Source organism: Pseudomonas sp. S49 (assembly GCF_009866785.1).
GTDB lineage: Bacteria > Pseudomonadota > Gammaproteobacteria > Pseudomonadales > Pseudomonadaceae > Aquipseudomonas.
On sequence record NZ_CP019432.1, the window covers coordinates 1,149,652 to 1,173,998 of the forward strand.

The 24,347-nt window shown below is 60.0% G+C and carries 22 protein-coding genes and 1 pseudogene; 13 read left to right on the forward strand and 10 right to left on the reverse strand.

The window, feature by feature from the left end:
• From fahA to PspS49_RS04920, 3 genes are all read left to right on the forward strand, one after another.
• Complete coding sequence (gene fahA / locus PspS49_RS04910) at positions 1-1,305, forward strand: fumarylacetoacetase (protein ID WP_160038342.1); 1,305 nt, start codon at positions 1-3, stop codon at positions 1,303-1,305.
• Between the two features lie 12 nt (positions 1,306-1,317).
• Positions 1,318-1,953, forward strand: a complete 636-nt coding sequence (gene maiA, locus PspS49_RS04915) for a maleylacetoacetate isomerase (RefSeq protein ID WP_150749534.1) — start codon at positions 1,318-1,320, stop codon at positions 1,951-1,953.
• Between the two features lie 142 nt (positions 1,954-2,095).
• Positions 2,096-3,451: an aromatic acid/H+ symport family MFS transporter gene (locus PspS49_RS04920; RefSeq protein WP_160038344.1), complete on the forward strand. Its 1,356-nt coding sequence runs from the start codon at positions 2,096-2,098 to the stop codon at positions 3,449-3,451.
• Between the two features lie 87 nt (positions 3,452-3,538).
• On the opposite strand, the gene PspS49_RS04925 is transcribed toward PspS49_RS04920, so the two are convergent.
• A complete protein-coding gene (locus tag PspS49_RS04925; RefSeq protein WP_150749532.1) occupies positions 3,539-4,342 on the reverse strand; it encodes a transglutaminase family protein in 804 nt (267 codons plus the stop codon).
• A 186-nt stretch (positions 4,343-4,528) separates the two neighbouring features.
• On the opposite strand from PspS49_RS04925, the gene PspS49_RS04930 reads away from it, so the two are divergent.
• A complete protein-coding gene (locus PspS49_RS04930) occupies positions 4,529-5,548 on the forward strand; it encodes a Glu/Leu/Phe/Val dehydrogenase dimerization domain-containing protein (RefSeq protein WP_105705534.1) in 1,020 nt (339 codons plus the stop codon).
• A gap of 160 nt (positions 5,549-5,708) precedes the next feature.
• Here the strand turns inward: PspS49_RS04930 and PspS49_RS04935 are convergent.
• Positions 5,709-5,948, reverse strand: a pseudogene (locus tag PspS49_RS04935) (YebG family protein); the annotation flags it as partial.
• 328 nt (positions 5,949-6,276) lie between these two features.
• On the opposite strand from PspS49_RS04935, the gene PspS49_RS04940 reads away from it, so the two are divergent.
• A complete protein-coding gene (locus PspS49_RS04940; protein ID WP_053117232.1) occupies positions 6,277-6,777 on the forward strand; it encodes a phosphate-starvation-inducible PsiE family protein in 501 nt (166 codons plus the stop codon).
• Here PspS49_RS04940 and PspS49_RS04945 read toward each other — a convergent pair.
• From PspS49_RS04945 to PspS49_RS04955, 3 genes are all read right to left on the reverse strand, one after another.
• Positions 6,774-7,091 (reverse strand): DUF3509 domain-containing protein, encoded by a 318-nt coding sequence (locus PspS49_RS04945; protein WP_127925879.1) that lies wholly within the window; start codon positions 7,089-7,091, stop codon positions 6,774-6,776. The two genes, PspS49_RS04940 and PspS49_RS04945, sit on opposite strands and share 4 nt — an antisense overlap.
• 295 nt (positions 7,092-7,386) lie before the next feature.
• Positions 7,387-8,688 carry an HAAAP family serine/threonine permease gene (locus PspS49_RS04950; protein WP_160038346.1) on the reverse strand — a complete coding sequence of 434 codons (1,302 nt, stop codon included), beginning with the start codon at positions 8,686-8,688 and terminating at the stop codon, positions 7,387-7,389.
• Between the two features lie 86 nt (positions 8,689-8,774).
• Positions 8,775-10,151, reverse strand: coding sequence for an L-serine ammonia-lyase (locus PspS49_RS04955; RefSeq protein WP_160038348.1), 1,377 nt, complete (start codon positions 10,149-10,151; stop codon positions 8,775-8,777).
• 135 nt (positions 10,152-10,286) lie between these two features.
• On the opposite strand from PspS49_RS04955, the gene PspS49_RS04960 reads away from it, so the two are divergent.
• Positions 10,287-11,234, forward strand: a complete 948-nt coding sequence (locus PspS49_RS04960) for a LysR substrate-binding domain-containing protein (protein WP_160038350.1) — start codon at positions 10,287-10,289, stop codon at positions 11,232-11,234.
• A 200-nt stretch (positions 11,235-11,434) separates the two neighbouring features.
• Positions 11,435-11,839 carry an HPF/RaiA family ribosome-associated protein gene (locus tag PspS49_RS04965; RefSeq protein WP_116029519.1) on the forward strand — a complete coding sequence of 135 codons (405 nt, stop codon included), beginning with the start codon at positions 11,435-11,437 and terminating at the stop codon, positions 11,837-11,839.
• A gap of 388 nt (positions 11,840-12,227) precedes the next feature.
• Here the strand turns inward: PspS49_RS04965 and PspS49_RS04970 are convergent, their stop codons facing one another.
• From PspS49_RS04970 to PspS49_RS04985, 4 genes are all read right to left on the reverse strand, one after another.
• Entirely contained in the window at positions 12,228-12,596 is a 369-nt protein-coding gene (locus PspS49_RS04970) for an endonuclease domain-containing protein (RefSeq protein ID WP_160038352.1), read from the reverse strand.
• A gap of 272 nt (positions 12,597-12,868) precedes the next feature.
• On the reverse strand, positions 12,869-15,202 hold the full coding sequence (gene fecA / locus PspS49_RS04975; RefSeq protein ID WP_160038354.1) for a TonB-dependent Fe(3+) dicitrate receptor FecA: 2,334 nt from the start codon (positions 15,200-15,202) through the stop codon (positions 12,869-12,871).
• A 90-nt stretch (positions 15,203-15,292) separates the two neighbouring features.
• Positions 15,293-16,225, reverse strand: coding sequence for a DUF4880 domain-containing protein (locus PspS49_RS04980; protein WP_160038356.1), 933 nt, complete (start codon positions 16,223-16,225; stop codon positions 15,293-15,295).
• Positions 16,222-16,710, reverse strand: a complete 489-nt coding sequence (locus tag PspS49_RS04985; RefSeq protein WP_150749525.1) for a sigma-70 family RNA polymerase sigma factor — start codon at positions 16,708-16,710, stop codon at positions 16,222-16,224. Before PspS49_RS04985 ends, PspS49_RS04980 begins: the two co-directional genes overlap by 4 nt.
• Before the next feature lie 188 nt (positions 16,711-16,898).
• Between PspS49_RS04985 and PspS49_RS04990 the strand changes: the two genes are divergently transcribed.
• The 6 genes from PspS49_RS04990 to PspS49_RS05015 all read left to right on the forward strand — a co-directional run bounded on the left by PspS49_RS04990 (position 16,899) and on the right by PspS49_RS05015 (position 23,303).
• Complete coding sequence (locus PspS49_RS04990; protein ID WP_016986986.1) at positions 16,899-17,204, forward strand: DUF3649 domain-containing protein; 306 nt, start codon at positions 16,899-16,901, stop codon at positions 17,202-17,204.
• Entirely contained in the window at positions 17,201-18,787 is a 1,587-nt protein-coding gene (locus PspS49_RS04995; protein ID WP_160038358.1) for a PepSY-associated TM helix domain-containing protein, read from the forward strand. The genes PspS49_RS04990 and PspS49_RS04995 overlap by 4 nt, the downstream gene beginning before the upstream one ends.
• Entirely contained in the window at positions 18,787-19,113 is a 327-nt protein-coding gene (locus tag PspS49_RS05000) for a DUF3325 domain-containing protein (protein ID WP_160038360.1), read from the forward strand. The genes PspS49_RS04995 and PspS49_RS05000 overlap by 1 nt, the downstream gene beginning before the upstream one ends.
• A 1-nt stretch (position 19,114) precedes the next feature.
• On the forward strand, positions 19,115-19,681 hold the full coding sequence (locus PspS49_RS05005; RefSeq protein WP_127925890.1) for an RNA polymerase sigma factor: 567 nt from the start codon (positions 19,115-19,117) through the stop codon (positions 19,679-19,681).
• Positions 19,678-20,667 carry a FecR family protein gene (locus PspS49_RS05010; protein ID WP_160038362.1) on the forward strand — a complete coding sequence of 330 codons (990 nt, stop codon included), beginning with the start codon at positions 19,678-19,680 and terminating at the stop codon, positions 20,665-20,667. The genes PspS49_RS05005 and PspS49_RS05010 overlap by 4 nt, the downstream gene beginning before the upstream one ends.
• A gap of 206 nt (positions 20,668-20,873) precedes the next feature.
• Complete coding sequence (locus tag PspS49_RS05015; RefSeq protein ID WP_160038364.1) at positions 20,874-23,303, forward strand: TonB-dependent receptor; 2,430 nt, start codon at positions 20,874-20,876, stop codon at positions 23,301-23,303.
• Between the two features lie 50 nt (positions 23,304-23,353).
• Here the strand turns inward: PspS49_RS05015 and PspS49_RS05020 are convergent, their stop codons facing one another.
• A complete protein-coding gene (locus PspS49_RS05020) occupies positions 23,354-24,229 on the reverse strand; it encodes an AraC family transcriptional regulator (RefSeq protein ID WP_160038366.1) in 876 nt (291 codons plus the stop codon).
• Between the last annotated feature and the right edge of the window lie 118 nt (positions 24,230-24,347).

Consider the following 24,347-nt stretch of genomic DNA (forward strand, 5'->3'; position numbering starts at 1 on the left):
ATGACGCAGAATTCCATCACCCGCAGTTGGGTCGCTTCGGCCAACGACCACACCGATTTCCCGCTGCAGAACTTGCCGCTCGGCGTATTCAGCATCGCCGGTGCGCTGCCGCGCGCTGGCGTGGCGATTGGCGACCACATCTTCGATCTGCAAGTGGCGCTGGAGGCAGGGCTGTTTGACGGTGCCGCGCGCAGCGCCGTCGAAGCCATGCACGGCGGCCAGTTGAACGCGTTCTTCGACCTCGGTAGCGAGGCACGTGTGGCCCTGCGCACACGCCTGCTGGAACTGTTCAGTGAAGGCAGCACCCTGCGCGGCAACATCGAAGCCCAAGGTGCAAAATTGCTGCCCCTGGCCGCCGATTGCCAACTGCACCTGCCGGCACGCATCAGCGATTACACCGATTTCTATGTCGGCATTGAACACGCACAAAACGTCGGCAAACTGTTCCGTCCGGATAACCCGCTGCTGCCGAACTACAAGCACGTACCGATCGGTTATCACGGTCGCGCCTCCACCGTGCGTGCATCCGGCACCGACGTGCGCCGTCCGAAAGGCCAGACGCTACCGGCCGGTCAGACCGAGCCTGTGTTCGGCCCGTGCGCGCGCTTGGACTATGAGCTGGAACTGGGCATCTGGATCGGCCAGGGCAACGAGATGGGCGATTCGATCGCCATTGGTGATGCCGCTGATCACATCGCCGGTTTCTGCCTGCTCAACGACTGGTCGGCCCGCGATATCCAGGCCTGGGAATACCAGCCGCTGGGGCCGTTCCTGTCGAAAAGTTTTATCACCAGCGTCTCGCCATGGGTTGTAACTGCTGAAGCCTTGGAACCGTTCCGCACCGCGCAGCCGAAGCGTCCTGATGGTGATCCGCAACCTTTGCCGTATCTGTTCGACAAGCGTGATCAGGACGGCGGAGCCTTCGACATCGAACTGGAAGTGCTGCTGCTCACCGAAGCCATGCGCGAGCAGAACCTGCCGGCCCATCGCCTGACCCTGAGCAACACCCGTTACATGTACTGGACCGTCGCGCAAATGGTCGCGCATCACAGCGTCAACGGATGCCAGTTGCAGGCCGGTGACCTGTTCGGTTCGGGCACTTTGTCCGGCCCGGAAAACGGCCAGTTCGGCAGCCTGCTGGAAATCACCGAGGGCGGTAAAAAACCGATCGAACTGGCCTCTGGCGAGGTGCGTAAATTCCTCGAGGACGGTGACGAAATCATTCTGCGCGCACGTTGTGCCCGTGATGGTTTTGCTTCGATCGGCTTCGGCGAGTGCCGCGGCAAAGTGCTGGCGGCGCGCTGACAGGAGCTGCTTATGGATCTTTATACCTATTACCGTTCGACCTCGTCGTATCGAGTACGAATCGCGCTGGCGCTGAAGGGGCTCGACTATCAGGCGTTGCCGATCAATCTGATCGCACCGCCGGGTGGCGAGCATCGGCAAGCGGCGTATCTGGCGATCAATCCGCAAGGCCGGGTGCCGGCCTTGCGCACTGACGAAGGTGAGTTGTTGATTCAGTCGCCGGCGATCATCGAATACCTGGAGGAACGTTATCCACAGCGGCCACTGTTGCCGGAGGACCTTGTCGCCCGTGCCCATGTGCGCGGCGTGGCGGCGGTGATCGGGTGCGATGTGCATCCGCTGCACAACGTCAGCGTGCTCAATCGCCTGCGCCAGTCGGGGCAGGACGAGCCGCAGGTGGTCGAGTGGATCAGTCACTGGATCAGCCAGGGGCTGGCGACGGTGGAGCAGTTGATTGGTGATGAGGGATTCTGTTTCGGCGAGTGGCCGTGCGTGGCTGATGTGTACCTGATTCCGCAGTTGTATGCGGCTGAGCGGTTCAATGTTTCGCTGGAGGCTTACCCGAAAATCCGCCGGGTCGCCGCACTGGCGGCTGAACATCCAGCGTTCATCAAGGCCCATCCTGCCAATCAACCAGACACCCCATAACCCTGTAGGAGTGAGCCTGCTCGCGATGAGGGAGTGTCAGTCACTCATGTTCTGACTGACCCACCGCTATCGCGAGCAGGCTCACTCCTACAAGGGAATATCGCCATTCGCATAATCATAAAAACAAAACAGGTACCTTGCGATGCACAACCAGATTGCCAGCTTCCGGGCGGCGCTCGACGCCCGTCCTGTGTCCCGCTATCAGTGGTTACTCTTGATCCTGCTCGCCTTGCTGTTGGTCACCGATGGCTATGACGCCCAAGTGCTCGGTTACGTGGTGCCCGCGCTGGCGCAGGACTGGGGCCTGGAAAAGTCGGCGTTCGGACCTGTTTTCAGCGCCAATCTGCTCGGTCTCACCCTTGGTTCACTGGCGGTCACGCCGCTGGCTGACCGCTTTGGCGTGCGACGGATCCTGCTCGCTTGCGTACTGATCTACGCCACGCTGACCGTGCTGATGGTCTTCGCCGACTCGCTCAATACGCTGATGATCGCGCGCTTCATCTGCGGCATCGGCATGGGCGGCGCGATGCCCAGTGCCATGGCGTTGATGTCGGAATACTCGCCACCGCGTTTACGCACCTTGATGGTGACGCTGGCGGCTTGTGGCTTCTCGTTCGGTGGGGCAGCCGGTGGTTTCGTCGCCGCAGGGTTCATCGACCAATTCGGTTGGCAAGCGGTGTTTCTCGCCGGTGGCGTCACGCCGTTGCTGCTGTTTCCGTTTCTGTGGTGGATGCTGCCGGAATCGCTGCCACGCCTGCTGCGTGATGCGCCGCCGTATGCACGACTGCGCAAAGTCACCGCGCGCATGCTGCCTGACTGGCAACCGCCGGTGGCGACTGTCGAGCAGAACGAACGTGAGCAGGGCAGCAAACTGACCGTGGTCGAGTTGTTCCGCAACGGTTACGCACGGCCGACCTTGCTGATCTGGGCGACGTTCTTCGTCAGCCTGATTCTGCTGTATTTCATGATCAGCTGGCTGCCGACGCTGCTGTTGGAAAGCGGCCTGAAACTCAACGAAGCCAATCTGGTGACGTCGATGTTCCTCTTCGCCGGTACTTTGGGCGCGATTTGCATGGCCTGGTTCGCTGACCGCTTGAAGCGCAAAGTGCGTCTGTTGTCAGCGGTGCTGGCGGGCGCAGCGCTGTGCACGATTTTGCTCGGGCTCAATCACGACAACCCACGCTATCTGGTGGCCTGCGTTTTCGCCGCCGGCTTCTGCATCATCGGCGGGCAACTGACGTTAAATGCGTTCGCCAGTAATTTCTACCCGGCGCATGTACGTGCCACGGGCACCGGATGGGCATTGGGTGTGGGGCGGTTCGGTTCGATTCTCGGGCCGCTGTTCGGCAGCCTGCTGCTGGCGATGCACATTCCGGTGGCGCAGATTTTTTTCTTCTGCGCGATCCCGGCGGTCATCGCCGCGTTGCTGATCATCCAGGTGCGCTCGCCCTCCGAAGGCAGTTCGGCAGTTGGAGTGGGGATGTCTGTCAAATCCTGAAGAGCAAAAGATCGCAGCCTTCGGCAGCTCCTACAGGGAAATACATAATTCAATGCAGGAGCTGCCGAAGGCTGCGATCTTTTGCTTTTAATGGACGACCGAGTTGGGCGGCAGGTGACCGAGGCGCTCGGTGAGGCGCAGGCGTTGAATCGGGTCATCGCTGAGCATCAGCGCATGCTCCAGATCGAAGCGCTCGGCATTCGGGCAGTCGAGCCGCTGATACAGACTGGCACGGGCCAGATAATCGGCGGCGCCAGCGTCACCCAGTTCGAGGACGCGCTCGGCGTCGATCAGCGCAGCAATAAAGTCATCATGGGTCAGGTGCAATTGGCGCAGGTTGCGCGACAGGCGCTGGAGCATCTGCTGCGGTGTGGCGGTCAGCAGATGCTCGGCGTTGAGCTTCATGTTCGGCCCGTACTGGCGCTGCAACAGCTCGCGACAATCATTGGGATACAAACGCCGGCCGCCACACGGATCGAGCAAGTGATCGGCACCGGGTACCCGCAACAGGAAGTGTCCGGGGAAGTTGACCCCGACCAGCGGAATTTCCAGACTGCGCGCCAGTTCCAGAGCAATCAGCGCCAATGCCAGCGGTTGTCCACGACGGGTCTGCAACACTTTGTGCAGCAACGCAGCCTGTGGGCGCAGCGGCAGAAAGTCGTCCTGTGCAAAGCCCAGATCGGTCATGCGGCGTAACAGGGGTTGTGCCAGTTCACTCACTGGCAGCATCGGCAAACCGTAACTGACCCGTTGCTGCAGATCCTTGAATTCCTGTAGCAGGGCTTCGGGATCGACCGCTTTTTCGTGCTCGGCCGCCATCCACAGCGCGGCTTCGAACAGCGCGGGCGGTGAACGGTGCAGGCATTCGAAAAAACGTTGACGCGCACTCATCGAAATCTCCGGGGAATGCCTCGTTTTAGCCCGGTCCGTGACATTCGTCCAGTACCCCCGCTGCGCGGGTTTACGGTTATGCCGCAAAGCCGTGGTCTGCGCAGGCGCTTATTCCGGTGCGCTCCAGCAATTTTCAGGCGCAGGCCTATACTGGCGTTCTACAAGAAGTGATTCGGGAGCCCAACGATGTTTGCGCTCATGCAAAGCACTCGCCTGGAATCGCTGCACCTTAGCGTTGACCCGGTCTCCGGGTTGAAGGCGGTCATTGCCATCCATAACAGTCGCCTCGGGCCAGCCTTGGGCGGATGTCGTTATCTTGCCTATCCCAATGACGAATCTGCCGTTGAAGATGCCATTCGCCTCGCTCAGGGCATGAGCTACAAAGCCGCGCTGGCGGGTCTGCAGCAGGGCGGCGGGGTTGCGGTGATCGTGCGTCCGGTGCATGTGGAAAACCGTGGGGCACTGTTTGAAGCGTTTGGCCGCTGCATCAATCAGCTCGACGGCCGCTACATCACCGCGATCGACAGCGGTACCTCGGTGGCGGATATGGATTGCATCGCTCAACAGACCCAGCATGTCACTAGCACCACCTCGGCCGGCGACCCGGCGCCACACGCAGCGATGGGGGTGTTCACCGGCATTCGAGCAACGGCGATGGCCCGGCTGGGCAGCGATAATCTCGAAGGCTTGCGCATTGCGATTCAGGGCCTGGGCAATGTCGGTTTTGCCTTGGCCGAGCAACTGCACGCCGCCGGGGCTGAGTTGCTGGTCAGCGATATCGACCACGGCAAGGTGCAACTGGCGATGGAGCAGCTCAACGCGCATCCGATCGCCAACGATGCATTGCTCAGCACGCCATGCGACATCCTGGCGCCGTGCGGTCTGGGCGGTGTGCTGAACAGCCACACGGTCACCCAACTGCGGTGTTCGGCCGTGGCCGGTTCGGCAAACAATCAACTGACGCACCTGGATGTCGCCGATCAACTGGAGCGCCGCGGAATTCTGTATGCGCCGGACTATGTGATCAATGCCGGAGGCTTGATCTACGTCTCGCTGAAACACCGTGGCGAGGAATTGCCGACGATTACTGCGCACCTGTCGAAGATCAGTTCACGGCTGACCGAGGTGTTCGCCCATGCGCAGGCGGAAAAACGTTCGCCGGCGCGGGTGGCGGATGAGTTGGCGGAGAAAGTTTTGTATCGCTGAGTTTCACAGGCATGAAAAAGGCCCTGAGCCATTCGACTCAGGGCCTATTCAATTCGGTCATCGCTTACTTTGCAGCTTTCGCCGCTTTGACCGGCTTCACCGGCGTTTCAGCAGGTTCTGCAGCTTCGGCATTATCGACCGGTTCGGCCGGTGCGTTGATCAGCTCGGACAGCGCATCCGGCTGGCTCTTGAACGCCCGGGCGAACACATCGCGATTCTTCGCCATGTAGATCCCGGCTTCTTCCACTTGCTGTTCAGTCAGGGACGGAACGGCTTTTTGCAGGACATCGGCCAGATATTCGGCCAGTTCGAGCATTTTGTCATGACGGTCAGCTTCGGCTTTATCCATGAACAAGCGCTCCAGATCTCGGCTGCTGCGGTATACCACTTCGACGGCCATTCACCACCTCACATGCCTTCACATTAAGTTGTCTTGACGACTACTGTATCCATATACAGCGAAAAGGATAAGCGAATCCCTGCGCCATGGGTAGTGGCTTTTCAATGTAGACCGGATTTCGGGTTTGTCAGATGGACCTTAGCGTCTGCATTCGCGAGCAGGCTCGCTCCTACAAAAGCACAGCGGTGCGACCAAACGCCACGGCGCGGGTCTGGCGGCGGCTCGCCATGATGGCGTGGCCTCTTTTCTGCATGAAAACCGTTACGTGCAGAAAACCGTCACGTCCAACACGCATCATCCGCTCGCATTCGAGCTAAGGAACATCATCGTGAAAATAAACTGGGCCGAGAAATTGCGGCAAAACGTGCATCAACTGGCCGAGTCCCTGGGCAACCTGTTTGTCGAGACCTTCCACTATCTGGCGCTGTTTGCCATCGGTGCGGTGACGGCATACGCGGCGGTGATGGAGTTTCTCGGGATGCTCGAGGAAGGCCACATCAAGATCGATGACATTCTGCTGCTGTTCATCTATCTCGAACTGGGAGCGATGGTCGGAATTTATTTCAAGACCAACCACATGCCGGTGCGCTTTCTGATCTATGTAGCGATCACCGCGCTGACCCGTCTGCTGATCTCCAATGTCTCGCACCACAACCCGCCGGACATGGGCATCATCTATCTGTGCGGCGGGATTCTGCTGCTGGCGCTGGCGATTCTGGTGGTGCGTTACGCCTCGTCACAATTTCCCTCGGTGAAGATCGAGAAACCGCAGCGCACACTGGGCACCGGTTCCAGCGAACATCCTGAAGTCGAGAAGGGTGAGCTTTAAAGCCCGGCCGCTGGTCGGGGCTGGCTGCTGACGAGGGGCGGTGGCGGGGTCAGCCCGCTGCCGCTGGTCATGGCTTCGAGGATCGCCATGGCGCTGTGGCCCTGTTCGATGGCGATGCCGAACTGGATGCTTTGCACCAGTCGCTTGAGACGCGCGGGGTCGTTGCGCTGCTCGGCGCTGATCATGCGTTTGGCCACGATCCGGCCGCTATTGGACAGGGTCAGCATGATGCTGCCGTCCAGGCCCTGAATGCTCAGATTGATCTGATAGTCCGGCGCGAAGGCATCGGTAATGATCTGAAAAGGATTGTCCATGATGCGTCACCGCCTGATTGAACGTGCAGTTGTTGACCGGCCGTGATCGGGTTGGTTCGCCAAACCGGATCACTGGCCATTCCGTGGTCTGTGTTGTTGCTTCGTATAGGAGTTGCCGCAGGCTGCGATCTTTTGCTCTTCAATGTTTTGATGTCGGTCACGAAGATCAAAAGATCGCAGCCTGCGGCAGCCCCTGCAGGTATGTAGCAAGGGCTGTGCCGGGAAAATTGTCGAACAATGAACACGGGCATAAAAAAGGCGAGCCGCTTGGCTCGCCTTTTTTAATGGCGCGTTTTCAGGGCAGAACCGAGTAGATGATCGCTGACAGTGCAATCAGGCCGATCAGCACCACAAACACGTTGGACACCTGGCCCGAATACTGGCGCAAGGCTGGCACGCGACGGATGGCGTACATCGGCATCAGGAACAACAGACAGGCAATCACTGGCCCACCGAAAGCCTCGATCATCCCGAGGATGCTCGGGTTGAAAGTCGCCACGGCCCAGCAACTGAGGATCATGAACACGGCGGTCGCGCGGTTCAGCCAGCTCGCTGACATGACACGGCCACGGCTGCGCAAGCTTTTCACGATCATGCCCTGGAAGCCTTCGCTGGCGCCGATGTAGTGGCCGAGGAAGGACTTGGTGATCGCTACCAGCGCAATCAGCGGCGCGGCATAAGCGATGACCGGGGTCTGGAAGTGGTTGGCCAGGTACGACAGGATCGAAATGTTCTGCGCCTTGGCCGCTGCCAGATCCGCCGGCGACAATGCCAGCACGCAGCTGAAGCAGAAGAACATTACCGTCACGACCATCATGCCGTGGGCCATGGCGAGGATGCCGCTGCTCTTGCGTTCGGCCTGCTCGCCGTAGCGTTGTTTCTGCTCAACCGCGAACGCGGAGATGATCGGCGAATGGTTGAACGAGAACACCATCACCGGGATCGCCAGCCACAGCGTCTTGAGAAAAACCGACATCGGCATGGCTTCTTGAGCACTGGCGAAAAAAGCGCCGTTCCAGTTCGGAATCAGGCTGACCGCGAGCACCAGCAACGCGGCGACGAATGGATACACCAACACGCTCATGGCTTTGACGATGACGCTCTGACCGCAACGGACGATGGCCATCAAACCCAGAATCAACGCCAGCGAAAGGATCGCCCGAGGCGGCGGAGCGATGTGCAATTGGTGTTCGAGGAAGCTGCTCAGGGTGTTAGTCAGCGCCACGCTGTACACCAGCAGGATCGGGAAGATCGCGAAAAAATACAGCAGTGTGATCAGCTTGCCGGCACCGATGCCGAAGTGTTCTTCGACCACTTCGGTGATGTTCCCGGAGCGACCAGACAGTACGAAGCGGGTCAGGCCTCGGTGGGCGAAGAAGGTCATCGGAAACGCCAGCACGGCGAGAATCAGCAACGGCCAGAAACCACCGACACCGGCATTGATCGGCAGGAACAACGTACCGGCACCGATGGCAGTGCCGTACAGCCCAAGCATCCAGGTGGTGTCGAATTTGCTCCAGCCCTTGTGGGCTGTTTCTGTATTGCGTGTGCGGTCTACAGCGGGATTTTCGGCAGCAGGTGTACGTACATCGGTCATCGGTATCGCCTCGTTATTATTTTTGCTCGGGCTCACGGTTGGCAGACCGTCGGGTGCGGTCTGCCGGGGCGGTCAGGGAATGCGCCTCAGCACTCCACCCAGCTCACAGCCAGGCCGCCCCGTGAAGTCTCTTTGTATTTGTCGTGCATGTCGGCACCGGTATCGCGCATGGTGCGGATCACCCGGTCGAGGGAAATGAAGTGCTTGCCGTCGCCGCGCAGGGCCATTTGCGTGGCGTTGATCGCTTTCACGGCGGCGATGGCGTTGCGCTCGATGCACGGCACTTGCACCAGGCCGCCGACCGGGTCGCAGGTCAGGCCGAGGTTGTGTTCCAGGCCGATTTCGGCAGCGTTCTCCAGTTGCTCCGGGGTGGCGCCGAGTACGTCAGCCAGGCCGGCAGCGGCCATCGCGCAGGCCGAACCGACTTCACCTTGGCAGCCAACTTCAGCGCCGGAGATCGAGGCATTCTTCTTACAGAGAATGCCGACGGCGGCCGCGCCCAGGAAGAAAGCGACGACATCATCGTCAGACGCGTCCGGATTGAATTTCATGTAGTAGTGCAGAACCGCCGGAATGATCCCCGCTGCACCGTTGGTCGGCGCGGTGACCATGCGTCCGCCGGCGGCGTTTTCTTCGTTGACGGCGAGGGCGAACAGATTGACCCACTCCATTGCCGACAGCGTCGAACTGATCACGTTCGGCTTGCCGATTTCCAACAGGCTGCGATGCAGTTTCGCTGCACGACGTGGCACATTCAGACCACCGGGCAGAATGCCTTCGTGGCGCAGGCCTTGTTCGACGCATTCACGCATCACCGACCAGATGTGCAGCAGGCCCTGACGGATTTCTGCGTCAGTGCGCCAGGCGCGCTCGTTGGCCATCATCAGTTCGGACACGCGCAGATTGTGCTGTCGGCACAACGCCAGCAGTTCGGCAGCGCTGGAGAAGTCATACGGCAACACCACATCACCGGTCGGCGCCACACCGGACTCGGCTTCCGCCGCTTCGATGATGAAACCGCCGCCGACCGAGTAGTACGTCTGCTCGAACAGCTCGGCCGTTTCGCCAAAGGCTGTCAGCGACATGGCGTTGGGGTGGTAGGGCAGGCTCTCATCCAGCAGCAGGAGATCATGCTGCCAGTCGAAGGCAATTTCTCTTTGCCCGGCGAGAGACAGTTGGCCTGTCTCGCGCAGTTGCTGGATGCGTGGATCGATGGTCGACGGATCAATGCTGTCCGGCCATTCGCCCATCAGGCCCATGACCGTGGCGCGGTCGGTGGCGTGACCTACACCCGTGGCCGACAGCGAACCGTATAAACGGATTTCCACACGGCGCACATCGTTCAACAGATGCTGATCGATCAGCGCCTGAGCGAAGGTTGCCGCCGCACGCATCGGACCGACGGTGTGGGAACTGGACGGGCCGATGCCGACTTTGAATAGATCGAAAACACTGATAGCCATGCTAAACCCTTACAAGCAATGGAGTAGGAATCGCTGCCATTTTTTGTAGGACAAGCGCAATGTCGGCGATACTGCCTACCTCGGTCCTACGTGACTAACGAAACTTCCTAAGTAAGCCTTTAGCAGGACTAAACGATGAGTCGTCAATTGCATGCCCAGACCTATGTCTGGCTGCAGGTGTTTTCCTGTGCCGCGCGGCATCTGTCGTTCACCCGTTGTGCCGAGGAACTGCACATCACCCCGGGGGCGGTTAGCCAGCAGATCCGCCAGTTGGAGGAACGCCTCGGGTTTCGCCTGTTTCATCGTCGCGCGCGCGGTGTGGAATTGAGTGCAGAAGGGCAGCGGCTAGCCATTACCGTTAATGAAGCGTATGGCAGCATCGATGCGGAATTGCGTCGACTCGATGCCGGAATGATCAGCGGGATTTTGCGCGTGCGCTCGATTCCGTCGTTCCTCAGCAAGTGGCTGACGCCGCGCTTGCCGCGCCTGCAACAGCGCTATCCGGATATTCAGCTACGGCTGGTCGCCGAGGACAGCAGCGTGCCGTTGCACGAGGGCGACTTTGATCTGGCGATAGATCTGAACGACGGCAGTTACCCGGGATTGTTATCAACAGCATTGCTCGACGAGCAGATTTTTCCCGTGTGTGCACCGAGCCTGTTGCGTGGGCGTCCGCCGCTGCACGGGCCGGCGGATCTGGTGCATTTCCCGTTGCTGCATGACATCACCGCCTGGCGTGGCAGTTATGAATACGCAGAGTGGGAGTTCTATTTGAACGCGATTGGCTTCGACGGCGCCGACGTACGGCGCGGGCACACGTTCAATCGCAATCACCTGACCATCGAAGCGGCGATTGCCGGTATGGGCGTGGCGATTGCCAGACGCACGTTGCTTAACGATGAGTTGGAGCGAGGGACGTTGATCGTGCCGTTTGGCCTGTCGGTGCCTAATCACAAACGTTACGTACTGCTTTATGCACCGGGGGCGTTGAGCCATCCGGGCGTACGGGCTGTGCATGATTGGCTGGTCGAAGAGGCGGGGATATTTCGCAGCTTGCACCCGTTGAACGACGGGCAATTGTGAGTAAATTTTGCCGGGTTGCGAGGCGACCCAACTCCCGACCTTACCAGTGCTTTGCTCGGTTGTCCGGCTTTTTTTGCGAATGAATATTTATCTTTTTTCAGGGGTTGAAATGTTCGTCAGTCGGGCCGATTGTTGTAACCAGGAGGTCAGGAAATTCAACTCAAGGCCTCTCACGAGCTAGCTGAAATAAGGGATGAACTATGCAAATCCAAGTCAACAGCGATAACCATATTCAAAGTAGTCAACGACTGGAGGAGTGGGTACGTACAACCATTGAGAGCACGCTCGAACGTTATGAAGAAGACCTGACCCGCGTCGAAGTCCATCTGGCCGACGAGAACGGTGATAAACCAGGTCCCCATGACATGCGCTGCCAACTGGAAGCGCGGCCAAAAGGCCATCAACCGATTTCCGTGACCCACAAGGCCGATTCGCTGGAGCAGGCGATCGACGGTGCTGCCGAAAAACTCGAGCACGCACTGGAGCACCTTTTCGGCAAACTGCGAGGTAAACCACGTGCCGCTGTGGTGCCATTCAGCAAGGCGAATGATGCTCTGCTGGAGGAAGAATTTCTTGAGAACGAACAGGCAGCGATCAACAGTTGATGCGCTGATTTTATAAGCCACTCAATGAGAACGGGCCTGCGAAAGCAGGCCCGTTTTTGTTTGTGGCGGTTTTTGCACAGGGCGTAAGAAAGCGGCCCCTCACCCCAGCCCTCTCCCTCCGGGAGAGGGGGCCGACCGAGGTGTGTTGCGGGTTACATCGACCTGAAAGACAGCGTCGACTATGGATTCGGCAAAGCACTTCAGGTTGATGTATTTCTGAAGCATCCCGCAATCAGTCCCCCCTCTCTCCGGGAGAGGGCCGACCGAGGTGTCTGAAGAGGTACATCGACCTGAAAGACCGAGTCGATTATGGATTCGGCAAAGCAGAATCAGGTCGGCGTAGCTCGCAAGCATCCCCCGGTCAGTCCCCTCTCCCTCTGGGAGAGGGTTAGGGTGAGGGTATTTTTCGATTGGCTGCAATTCTCATGATCTGCTCCAGCACATCGTCCATCTGCTGGATCACCTCGAGATTACTGAAACGCGCGACTTCAATGCCCTTTTGATTCAGATAGTGCGTCCGTCGCTGATCATGAATCACTTTCGGCGTTTCATAATGCTGACCGCCATCCAGTTCAATCGCCAACTTCAGCTCAGCGCAGTAAAAATCCAGCACGTAAGGCAGACACGGAAATTGCCGGCGAAATTTCAGATGGGCGATCTGGCGGGAGCGGAGTTTTTGCCAGAGCAGGTGTTCGCAATCGGTTTGGTTGACGCGGAGCTGGCGGGCGAATTGGGCGAGGGTGGGGCGGGTTTGCATGCTTCACGATCCTTGTGAAGTTGGTTTGATATTTCACTGTAGCCGAGAACCCTCACCCCAGCCCTCTCCCAGAGGGAGAGGGCTGGGGTGAGGTGTCTGGCGTTGTACATCGACCTGAAAGACCGAGTCGATTATAGATTCGGCAAAGCGGTTTCAGGTCGAGTCGATTATGGATTCGGCACAGCACGTACAGGTCGGCGTACCTCGCAAGCATCCCACGATCAGTCCCCTCTCCCTTTGGGAGAGGGCTAGGGTGAGGGGCTTCTCAATCCTCAGAACGCTACAGAAGTCTGCACATAAACCGTGCGCGGTTCCCCGACATACTTGCCCTTGTTGTTGTCATCAAACGAACGCGTGAAGTACTGCGTATTGAAAATGTTCTTCACCCCCACCGCCACATTCAGATCCGACAACTGCGGCCCGAAGTCATACCCGGCGCGGCTGCTGAACAGCATGTAACCGGGGATTTTTCCGGTGCTGCCATCGGCGCTTTCCTTCGAGGTGTTGGCGTTGTCGGCGAACTGGTCGCTCTGGAAGCTGCTGTCCAGATTGAGCTTCCACGGCCCTTCGGTGTAACCGACGCCAATCGTGCCTTTGTGTTTCGAGGAGAACGGCACGCGATTGCCCTTGTTCGGCCCGTCTTCGCGGATGGTCGCATCAACATAGGCGTAGGTGGCGTAGACATCGAAGCCGGCGAGTGCCGGGCTCAAGTCATCCAGCGCGTAATTGACGCTGGTCTCGATCCCTTGATGGCGGGTTTCGCCTCGGGCAATCACGGAGTCGTTGGTCTGATTACTTTCATACTGGTTGTCGAAGTTGATCAGGAACGCGCCGATCTCGGCCCGCAACGCGCCGTTGTCATAGCGCGTGCCGAGTTCCCAGGTGCGGGCCTTCTCCGGTTTCACTTCGCCGCTGGTCACACGGTTGGGCATCTGGCTGTATTGCACGCTGCCGAACGAGCCTTCGGTGTTGGCGTACAGGTTCCAGCTGTCGGTCAGGTGATAAAGCACGTTTAAAGCCGGCAGTGCGGTGTTGTAGTCGCCCTTGTATTTGACGTTGGTCAGGTTGTTGGTCTGCTGCGATTCGATCATCTCGTAGCGCACGCCCGGGGTGATCGTCCATTTGCCGATGTCGATGCGATCGTCGACGAAGAACGCATTGGCTTCGGTGCCGCCACGGGTGTCGCGGTCATTGCGACTGTTGGTGGTCGGGTATTCGTTGCTGGCGATCGGCGTGCGATAGCGCAGTTCGTGGCCAGCCTCGTTGATGTAGCGGTAGCCGACGCCGACTTCGTGGCTGGTCGGGCCGAGGTCGAAGCCTTGGGCGAAACGGGTTTCCAGGCCGCGCACCCAATACTCGCGCGGCGACAGCGACAAGAAGCTGCCCTGATCCAGATAACCGCTGCGCAAGGTCTTGGTGAAGAAGGTGTTGGCGGTGAATTCGCGGCGATCTTCCTGATAGCGATAGCCGAAATTGAACATCGTGCGCCGGCCCCAGAACTGGTCTTTCGGGCGAGTCGATTGATAAGGATCGGCGTCGTAATCCGCGACGTTCAAACCGCCGGGCATGTCGGCTTTGCCTTCGTAATACTGGGCCATGGCGTTGAAGCTGTTGGCTTCGTCGAGCTGGTATTTGCCCTTGAGGATCAGGTCGTCGATCTCGGTGTCGCTGTGCTCACGCCAGTCGCCGCCGCGCGTCCCGGAGTAGAGCAACGCGCCGCCCAGACCATTTTCGTTCGTGCCGCCGGCCAGCAGGTTGGCGCTGGTCTTGAAGCCGTCGTGGCTCGACGAGGGGCTGGTTTCCGTCTGGAAGCCGCCCTTGACTGTCGGTTCATCAGGAATCGCCCGGGTCACGAAGTTGACTACGCCGCCGACGTTCTGCGGGCCATACCGCACTGCGCCACCGCCACGCACCACGTCCACGGCATCCATGTTGCCCATGCTGATCGGCGCGAACGATAACTGCGGCTGGCCGTAGGGCGCGAACGGCACCGGAATGCCGTCCATCAACACGGTCGAGCGCGCGGCCAGTCGCGGGTTCAAGCCACGGATACCGAAATTCAGCGCCATGTCGTGGCTGCCGGTGCCGTTGTTGTCTGGAGCGTTGACGCCGGGGATGCGATTGAGCACATCCCGCGCCTGAGTGGCGCCCTGGCGTTCGAACTCTTCGCGGCGGATCACATCGCGCGCGCCCGGGTGCTCGAACACATTGATTTGCGCAGCGTCGCCGAGCCAGTCGCCGACGACTTTCGAGGTGTCCAGCTCCAGCGCGGCATCCGCCACCGGTTGCAGGCTGAACGCATTGTTGCCTTCGGCGCGCGCTTGCAGACCGGTGCCTTCAAGCAATGCATTCAAACCCTGCTCAGGTGTGTAACTGCCTTCCAGGCCACGGCTTTGCACACCGCTGGTGACTTGCGAACCAAACGAAATCAGCACACCCGCTTCACGGCCAAACTGGTTGAGGGCGTTCTCCAGCGACGACGGCGCGATGTGATAAGCCTTGGCATCAGCGGCCAGCGCGGCGGGCAGGGCACTGAAACTCAGGCTGGCGCCGAGGACAAGATTGCGCAGGGTACGAGCCAGTGGCGTGAGGCGGGTGGAGTGCATGTCGGATGATCCTGAGAAGGTTGAATCAAGGGGGCTTTCCTTCTCTGTCACGCCAGATCTGAAAAACGGCTCATTTATTTTTGATGTTTTTTAAACCCGCGCTTCGACGCTCACCCAGTAACGGGTAAAGCGCTTCACCTTCACCGGCAAACTGATTTCCAGCAGGTCGAGAATCCGCTCGCTGTCGTCCAGTGGGTAAGTCCCGGAAATCAGCAGGTCGGCGACGTTCCTGTCGCAATTGAGCTGGCCACGACGGTAGCGGCCGAGTTCATCGAGGAAGTCGCCCAGACGCATATGCGCGGCCACCAGCATGCCGTCGGCCCAGGCGCCGCTGTTGGCATCCAGCGGTTTGGCTTCGCTGATGGATTTCGAGGTGAAACTCAGTTGCCGTGCAAGCGGCAGCAGAATCGGCGCGCGTCCATTGCTGCTCAGTTCGACGCGGCCGTCAAACAGCGCAACCTGCGTGCGATCGGCAAACTGACGCACATTGAGACGTGCACCGTGAGTTTCAAGAATGCCCTGAGCGGTGCGCACTTCGAAAGATTGCGCGGCAGTCAGGAGGATTTCGCCTTCGAGCAAGCGGATCAGTCGCGCCGAGACATCCACATCGGCGGCACTGGCTGTGTTGAGTTGCAACTGATCGCCGGCACCAAGCGCCACCTTGCGCCGTTGCCCGATCGGGCTGCGGTAATCGGCAAGCAGCGACGGCAGCGGATTGTGCTCGCGCATGCCCCAAGTGACCGCCGAACCAGCGCCGAGAATCAGCAACAGCTTGAGCGCCTGACGACGACTGCCGGACCTCGTCCCGTTCAACGCCGCGTGTGCCAGCGGCGAAGACACACCGCGCAAGCGCTGGTTGACCCGTTGAATGTGTTCCCACGCCCGCCGGTGTTCGCTGTGCGCGTCCAGCCATTGTTGCCAGGCCTGTTGCTGACGCGGATTGAGCGTGCCTTGTTGCATTTCCAGCAACCAATGCACGGCCTGTTCCGCCACTTGAGAGGAAAAATCCGGGGCGCGGTTCATAGGGCGAAGTAGCAGCGCATCGCTGCTTTGTTCAAATGCCGTTTAACCGTGGCCACGGAAATGCCCAGTTCGGCGGCAATCTGTGGATAAGTCAGGCCATCGACCTGCGCCAGCAAAAAGGCGCGTTTGACCTGACGCGGCAAACCGTCGAGCAACTCGTCCAGCTCCATCAGGGTTTGCAGGATGATCGCTTTGTCTTCTTCTGACGGCGCGACCATTTCCGGTATCTGCGCGAGGGTGTCGAGATAGGCGCGCTCCAGATCCTGACGGCGGTAGTGATTGAACAGAACGCGCTTGGCGAGGGTGGTGAGGAAGGCACGCGGCTCGATGATTACCGGTGGTTCGCGGGCGGTGAGCACTTTGATGAACGTGTCCTGCGCCAGATCCGCCGCGTTGTCCGGGCAGCCGAGCTTGCGCCGCAGCCAGCCGGTCAGCCAGCTGTGGTGGGCCTGATAGAGCGATTCGACGGGATGGGCGGACGACAACGGTGGACTCCGGGCGCTTTCTTGACGCGGTAGAGAGTACGTTAGAGAACAAGAACTGTTCGCATTGTAGTGGTCGAGATACGCCACCGGCAATCAGATGCTTTTGCGTATGAGAATATTTATCATTAATATTGCTCGCCTGTAGGTTCGGCTGATCGGCCGGACGTTTTTCGTTTCAGGGTCGAAACATGAAAGGCAAACTCGCCACACTTCCCATGTCCTATCGTCTGGCCGTCACTTCTCGGGTGCTGGCGGCGGTGTTTGGCGGCTATCTCGTCGCGGCGCTGGCCAGTGTCACCCTGACGCTGTGGCTGCCGTTGAGCCGCGCCGAAGCGGTGGTGACCGGCATGACCATTTCCTTTCTGGTCTATCTGGTGGCGGTGCTCTGGTGTTTTGCCTGCCGCACGGCGTGGTCGGCCTGGGTTGGCTTGCTGGTGCCGAGCGTGATTCTGGCAACCATCTCTGGCGCGGCACGTGGATTGGGCCTGGCATGAAAGAGGGCTTTCGTCAGGCGATGGCCTGGCTGCACACCTGGACCGGACTGCTGTTCGGCTGGTTGCTGTTCGCGATTTTCCTGACCGGGACGCTGGCCTATTTCAAAGATGAGATCAGCCACTGGATGCAGCCGGAAATCCCTGCTCGATCGGTGAGTGCCGAGACCAGCCTGACGCTGGCCCAGGATTATCTGCAACAACACGCGGCGGGTGCTTCGCGCTGGCTGATCGATCTGCCCGATGCCCGTGATCCCGGCATGACCGTGCGCTGGCAGCAAGCGCCGGCGAAGCCTGGCGAGCGCGGGCGTTTCGAAGCGAAAACCCTCGACGCGCAAACCGGTGCTGAAGTGCAGGGTCGCGAAAGCATGGGCGGTGAATTCTTCTACCGTTTCCACTTCCAGCTGCAAATGCCTTATCCGTGGGGCCGTTGGCTGGCGACCATTGCGGCCATGGTGATGTTCGTTGCGCTGATCACCGGGATCATCACCCACAAGAAAATCTTCAAGGACTTCTTCACTTTCCGCCCGCGCAAGGGCCAGCGTTCCTGGCTCGACGGGCATAACGCAGTGGGCGTACTGGTGCTGCCGTTTCACTTGATGATCACCTACAGCAGCCTGGTGATTTTCATGTCGATGGTCATGCCGGCGAGCATCGTCGCTTCATACGGCAGTGACGTGCGCAAGTTCTATGACGAAGTTTTCCCGGCGTCGAAGACTCCGGAACGCGCCGACATCGCGGCACCGTTGGCGGCGATGGCGCCGCTGTTGAGCAAGGCCAGCGAGCAATGGTCGGGCGGCCACACGGCGCGCCTGTCGGTGAGCAATCCGGGGGATGCCAACGCCACGGTGGTGCTGGCCCGTGCCGGCGACGGTGTCGTGCATGATTTCGGTAGGGCCGTGACCTTCAATGGTGTGACCGGGCAGATGCTCGGCAGCACACCGGAGCAGCCGGTAGCAATGGCGGTAGGTGGCGCGTTCTACGGGTTGCACATGGGCCACTTCGCTGGGCCGGTGTTGCGCTGGCTGTACTTCATCTGCGGGCTGGCGGGTACGGCGATGATCGGCACCGGGCTGGTGATCTGGCTCGGCAAGCGTCAGCTCAAACACGCCAGGAGCGGCGTGATGCCGTTTGAATTGCGGCTGGTTGAAGTGCTGAATATCGCCAGCATGGCCGGGCTGGTGTCGGCGGTGGCGGTGTTCTTCCTGGCCAATCGTCTGTTGCCGGTGAGCCTTGCCGAACGTGCCGATTGGGAGGTGAACGCATTCTTTATTGCCTGGGGCTTGAGCGTGGCACACGCGATGTTGCGGCCGGGACGCAAAGCCTGGATTGAGCAGCTTGCCCTGGGTGCTGGCCTGTTTGTCGCAGTGCCGCTGATCAATGCGCTGACCACTTCCTGGAATCTGGGCGTCACGCTCAAGCACGGTGATTGGGCATTGGCCGGGTTTGATCTGACGTGCCTGGCAACCGGTCTGTTTCTGGCTTGGGCCGCGTGGAAAATGCAGCGCGCCGGCAGCACGGTCAGCGTGAAAAAAGCACCACGCGAAAAGGCTCCGCCGATCACCCTTGAACAAGGGACGAACTGATGCTGTTGCCCTTGTTGCTTACCTACACCGGATTCACCGCGTTGTGCTTGTCGATGCCTCGGCACCACGATGAATTGCTCCGCGAAAAACTTTCAACCTCGCGTCGACAGGGACTGAAAATCGGTGGCTGGCTCCTGTTGTGCCTGTCGCTGTGGGCTGCCGTTTCGGCGAACGGCTGGAGTTTCGGCCTGGTCGACTGGTTCGCCGTGCTGATGCTCAGTGCTCTGGCTTTGGTATTGCTGCTGCCGTATCGCCCGCGTTTCGCATTGGCGCTGGCCGGGGTCAGCCTGCTGGCCAGCCCGGTCGCCGCATGGGCGCAGTGCTGAAGTGCTGATCGGTCTACCGCCGGAATCCCGCGACGACGAGCCGCGCGGGGCGCGTGCGCATTTTCTCCAGGTTTTTCTGTCTCAGCGTTCGCAAATGGAAGCGCTGGTGAGCCGGCGCGTGGGTTGCCGGGCAACGGCGGCGGATCTGGTTCAGGACCTGTTTTTGCGTTTCTGGCGGCGGCCGCTGGTGCAGGTCGAAGAGCTCAGCACCTATCTTCTGCGCTGCGCCGGCAACATCGCCATCGATCATCTGCGCAGCGAAGGCACACGCACGCGCGTCAACGAAGGCTGGCAACCGGACGCGCCGGACAGCCACGGCAGCGAACCGCAAGCGGCGCTGGAAGCGGGCAATGATCTGCGCCATGTCGAAGCGGCGTTGCGTGCGTTGCCCGAACGCACCCGGCAGATCTTTTTGCTCAATCGCATCCACGGCCGCAAGTACGCGGACATCGCCAAAGCCATGGGCCTGTCCCAAAGTGCCGTGGAAAAACATATGATGCGCGCCCTCGAGGCCTGCAAGGCCAGCCTGCGCGAACCCGCGCCACGCCTGCCAGGGAAAGCACCGTGAAGCCATCCGATTGCACCACCCCGACGCCCGCGCAAGAGCAGGCTGCGTTTGCCTGGCTGAGCCTGTTGCATGACCGGCCGAGCGCCGGCGATCAACTGACCTTCAGTCAATGGCTGCGCGCCGATCCGGCGCATGCCGAAGCGTATGCGCAGGCGCAAGTGCTCTGGGAGTTGAGCGAAAGCCCGGCGCGCACGCTGGCCGATGAAGAGGCTTTGGCGTTGCAGGGTTATCTCGATGCGATGGATCGCCCGCGCCGTCCGCAGCTTTTGCGTTGGTCGGGGGCGCTGGCGATGGCGGCGTGTCTGTTGCTGATGGTCAGCCTCGGCAGCGGTTGGCAACCGCAACGCTGGATCGATGATCTGGGCGCCGATTATGTTTCGGCGCCCGGAGAGATCCGCACGGTAACGCTGGCCGATCAATCGCAGGTGACGCTGGATGCCGACAGTGCGATTGCCGTGGATTTCAGCCATGGCGAGCGGCATGTTCAGCTGCGTCGTGGTGCCGGATTTTTCACGGTTACGCACACCGGCGAGCCGTTTGTGGTCGAGGCCGAGAAAGGTCAGGCGCGAGTGCTCGGCACGCAGTTCGAAGTGCGACTGCAGCCTCACGGTGCGCAGGTCACGGTGTTGTCCGGGCGCGTTGGCGTGACGGCGGATCGCGACGGCGAACAGCAGATTCTCACCGCTGGTCAGCAGGTTGCTTACGGCGAAGGCACGGCGCAAAAGCTTCACGCGGTGGACAGCGAAGCGCAACTGGCCTGGCGTCAGGGTTGGCTGACTTATTACAAGTCGACGCTGGCCGATGTGGTCGAGGATCTGCGCCGTTATTACCCCGGGCGAATAGTGTTGCTCAACGATGAGCTGGCGGCGCGTAAGGTCAGTGGCAGTTTTCCGAGCAAGGATCCGCAGGCGGTGCTCAGTTCACTGCAAGGGGTGATGGGGTTTGAGCAGCATCAGGTGTTGGGGCATCTGATAATTTTGCGTTGAGGCGGCTAAAGCCATCGCGAGCAGGCTCACTCCTACAGGGGAACGCATTCCAAATGTAGGAGTGAGCCTGCTCGCGATGGCGCCCGATCGAACACCACAAAAAATAATTTTCAAATGTTGGTGAGGTAAACATCTGCCCCATCCGTGTAGTGACTGAAACTGCGAGTCATTCGCATCCGTTGCGGTTCTACACAGGTCATTGAGCAATGAAGTCCAGGGCAAAATCGGGTTCGGTCAAACAATGGTTAGGCGTGTCGGCACTGAGCTTTTCGGCATTGGCATTGTTGCCGATGAGCGTGGCGCTCGCCGCTGAAACCGTCAGCAGCCAGGCGCAAAAGCAGTTCAACTTTTCCCTGGCCGCCAAACCGTTGCCGCAAGCCTTGAGCGATTTCAGCCGCGTCACCGGGCAGAGCGTGGTCTACACCGACGAAGCGCCTTACGGCCTCACCGCGCCGGCAGTCAATGGCCAGATGAGTGCCGAACAAGCGCTGCAACGTCTGCTCAGTGGCTCCGGCCTGAGTTTCCGCCGCACCGATAGCCACACGCTGGCGCTGGAGCCCAAACCCACCGAAGGCGCGTTGAACCTTGGTGCCACGACCATCACCTCGATGCGCGACGAGTCGATGAGTTATCAGCCGCCGGAAACCAGTTCGGTGATGCGTTCTTCGGCGTCGTTGCAGGAAATCCCGCAGACCGTCAACGTCATCCCGGCGCAAGTGATCCGCGATCAGGCACCACGCAATCTCGATGATGCACTGGCCAATGTCAGCGGCATCACCCAGGGCAATACCTTGGGCAGCACTCAGGATTCGGTGATGACGCGCGGTTTCGGTGACAACCGCAACGGCTCGATCATGCGCGACGGCATGCCGATCGTGCAGGGCCGTGGCATGAACGCCACCGTCGATCGTGTTGAAGTACTCAAAGGCCCGGCCTCGTTGCTCTACGGCATCCAAGACCCGGGTGGCGTGGTCAACATGGTCAGCAAGAAGCCGGAATTGACGCAATACAATGCGCTGACCTTGCGCGGTTCGACCTACGGTGACGGCAAGAACGGCAGCGGCGGCAGCCTCGACAGTACCGGCCCGCTGGGTGATTCCGGGCTGGCCTACCGCATGGTGCTCGATCACGAAGACGAAGATTACTGGCGCAACTTCGGCACCCACCGTGAAACCCTGATCGCCCCGTCGCTGGCCTGGTTCGGCGAGAGCACCAAGCTGTTGTTCGCCTACGAGCACCGCGAATTTCTCACGCCTTTCGATCGCGGCACACTGATCGATCCACGTACCAATCATCCGCTGGACATCTCCCGCAAAGAGCGTCTCGACGAGCCGTTCAACAACATGGAAGGCCGCTCGGATCTGTATCACTTTGAAGCCGACCACGACCTCAACGACGACTGGAAAGCCCACTTCGGCTACAGCTGGAACCGCGAAACCTACGACGCCAGCCAAGTCCGCGTGATTGCAATCGACACGAAAAAAGGCACGTTGACCCGCAGCATGGATGGCACCCAGAACGCGATCAGCACCGACCGTTTCACCACCGCCAGTCTCGAAGGCAAGGTCAACGTGCTGGGCATGCAGCATGATCTGGTGTTCGGTGTTGATGACGAGTACCGCAAGATCTACCGCGCTGACCTGATCCGCCAGAAAAGCCTGACCACGTTCAGCTACCTCAATCCGGTGTATGGCCGCGAAGTCGCCGGCACGACCGTCAGCGCCCCCGACAGTGCGCAGACCGATGAACTGCGCAGCGATTCGGTGTTCATGCAGGACTCGATTCACCTCAATGACCAGTGGATTCTGGTCGCCGGCGGGCGCTTCCAGGAGTACGACCAGTACGCCGGCAAAGGCGTGCCGTTCAAGGCCAACACCGACAGCAACGGCCAGAAGTTCGTCCCGCGCGCAGGTCTGGTGTATCGCTACACCGACGCCTTGTCGTTTTACGGCAGCTACACCGAATCGTTCAAACCCAACTCGACCATCGCCCCGCTGAGCGGCAGCAGCACCGTGCTCGACGGCAGCATCGCGCCGGAAGAAGCCAAGTCATGGGAGCTCGGCGCGCGGCTGGATATGCCGGGGCGCGTCACTGGCAACATTGCGTTGTTCGACATCAAGAAGCGCAACGTGCTGGTGGCCAACTCTGAAGGCCCGACGACGATTTACAGCGCCGCCGGTGAGGTGCGCTCGCGCGGTCTGGAAATGGACCTGACCGGCCAACTGACTGACCGCTGGAGCATGATCGGCAGCTACGCTTACACCGATGCTGAAGTGACCGAAGACCCGGATTACAAAGGTAAGCGCCTGCAAAACGTGGCAAAGAATTCCGGCTCACTGTCGGCGGTGTATGACTTCGGCAGCGTGATCGGCGGCGACCAGTTGCGCGTCGGCGCTGGAGCGCGTTATGTCGGTGAACGTGCGGGTAACGCGGTGAACGATTTTGATCTGCCGAGCTATACCGTGGCCGATGCGTTTGCCACTTACGACACCAAAGTCGAAGGGCAGAAGGTCAAGTTTCAGCTCAATGTGAAGAACCTGTTTGACCGCACGTATTACACCTCGGCGGCGAGCCGGTTCTTTGTGTCGATGGGCGATTCGCGGCAGGTTTCGCTGTCCAGCACTTTGGAGTTTTAAGGCAAGATCAGAAGCCCCTCACCCTAACCCTCTCCCCGAGGGAGAGGGGCTCAACGCAAAAACGCCTGCCGATAATCGCCCGGCGTCCCGCCCAGAACCTGCTTGAACCGATTGGTGAAATGACTCGCGCTGGCAAACCCGCACGCCAGCGCAATCTCACCCAACGGCAACGCCGTTCCGCGCAACAACTCCCGTGCCCGGCTCAAGCGTCGCGCCAGCACGTATTGGTGCGGCGGCAGGCCGAAGCTCGTACGGAACATCCGCGCAAAGTGGTATTCCGATAACGCACACAACCCGGCCAGTTGACCGAGGCTGATCGGCTCGGCCAACTGAGTGTCGATGAACTCCACCAATTGCCGCCGCTGGTGTGGCGCCAATCCACCCTTCAAACGCAAACCCTGACGCGCACCCACCTGGCTGAGCAAGGTGTGGCTGATCAGTTCATGGGCGAGGCTGCTGGTCAGCAAGCGTTCGGCGGGTTCGTCCCAGTTCAGGCTCAGCAGTTGCCGAAAGCGCTGCGCCTGTTGCGGGTCTTCGAGAAAGGTTTGCTCGCGCAGCTGCATTTCCCGCGGTTCGCGATCCAGCAGCGTGACGCAACCGAGGGCGAATTGTTCGGCGCTGAAATACAAGTGTGCGAGACGGATATCGCCGTTGATCACCCAGCCCGACTCATGATCGGCGGGCAGGATGCATAGCTTGTCTGGCCCGCCTTTTTGTCCGGGTTGCCCGCGCCGAAAGGTGCCGGTGCCACCGGCGATGTAACAGGACAACGTGTGGTGGCTCGGCGCTGCGTATTCCTGCGCATCGTGGTGGTTGGTCCACAAAGCCGCAGACAAGCCGTCACCGAGCTCGGCGCTGTGCACAAGGCGTGCGTTCGGCGAGCTGTTCAACGCTTGAAAGACTTGCAAGGTATCGATGGCGGCCATGAGCGGTTCTCTTCAACGCCTTGCATCCTACTCCGTAGACGCCGAGCTGCCAGCCTGCCGCCCGACAAAAGCGCAAGAATCTGCAAGCGCGCAATGAACGCCCGGGCAGACACTCAAG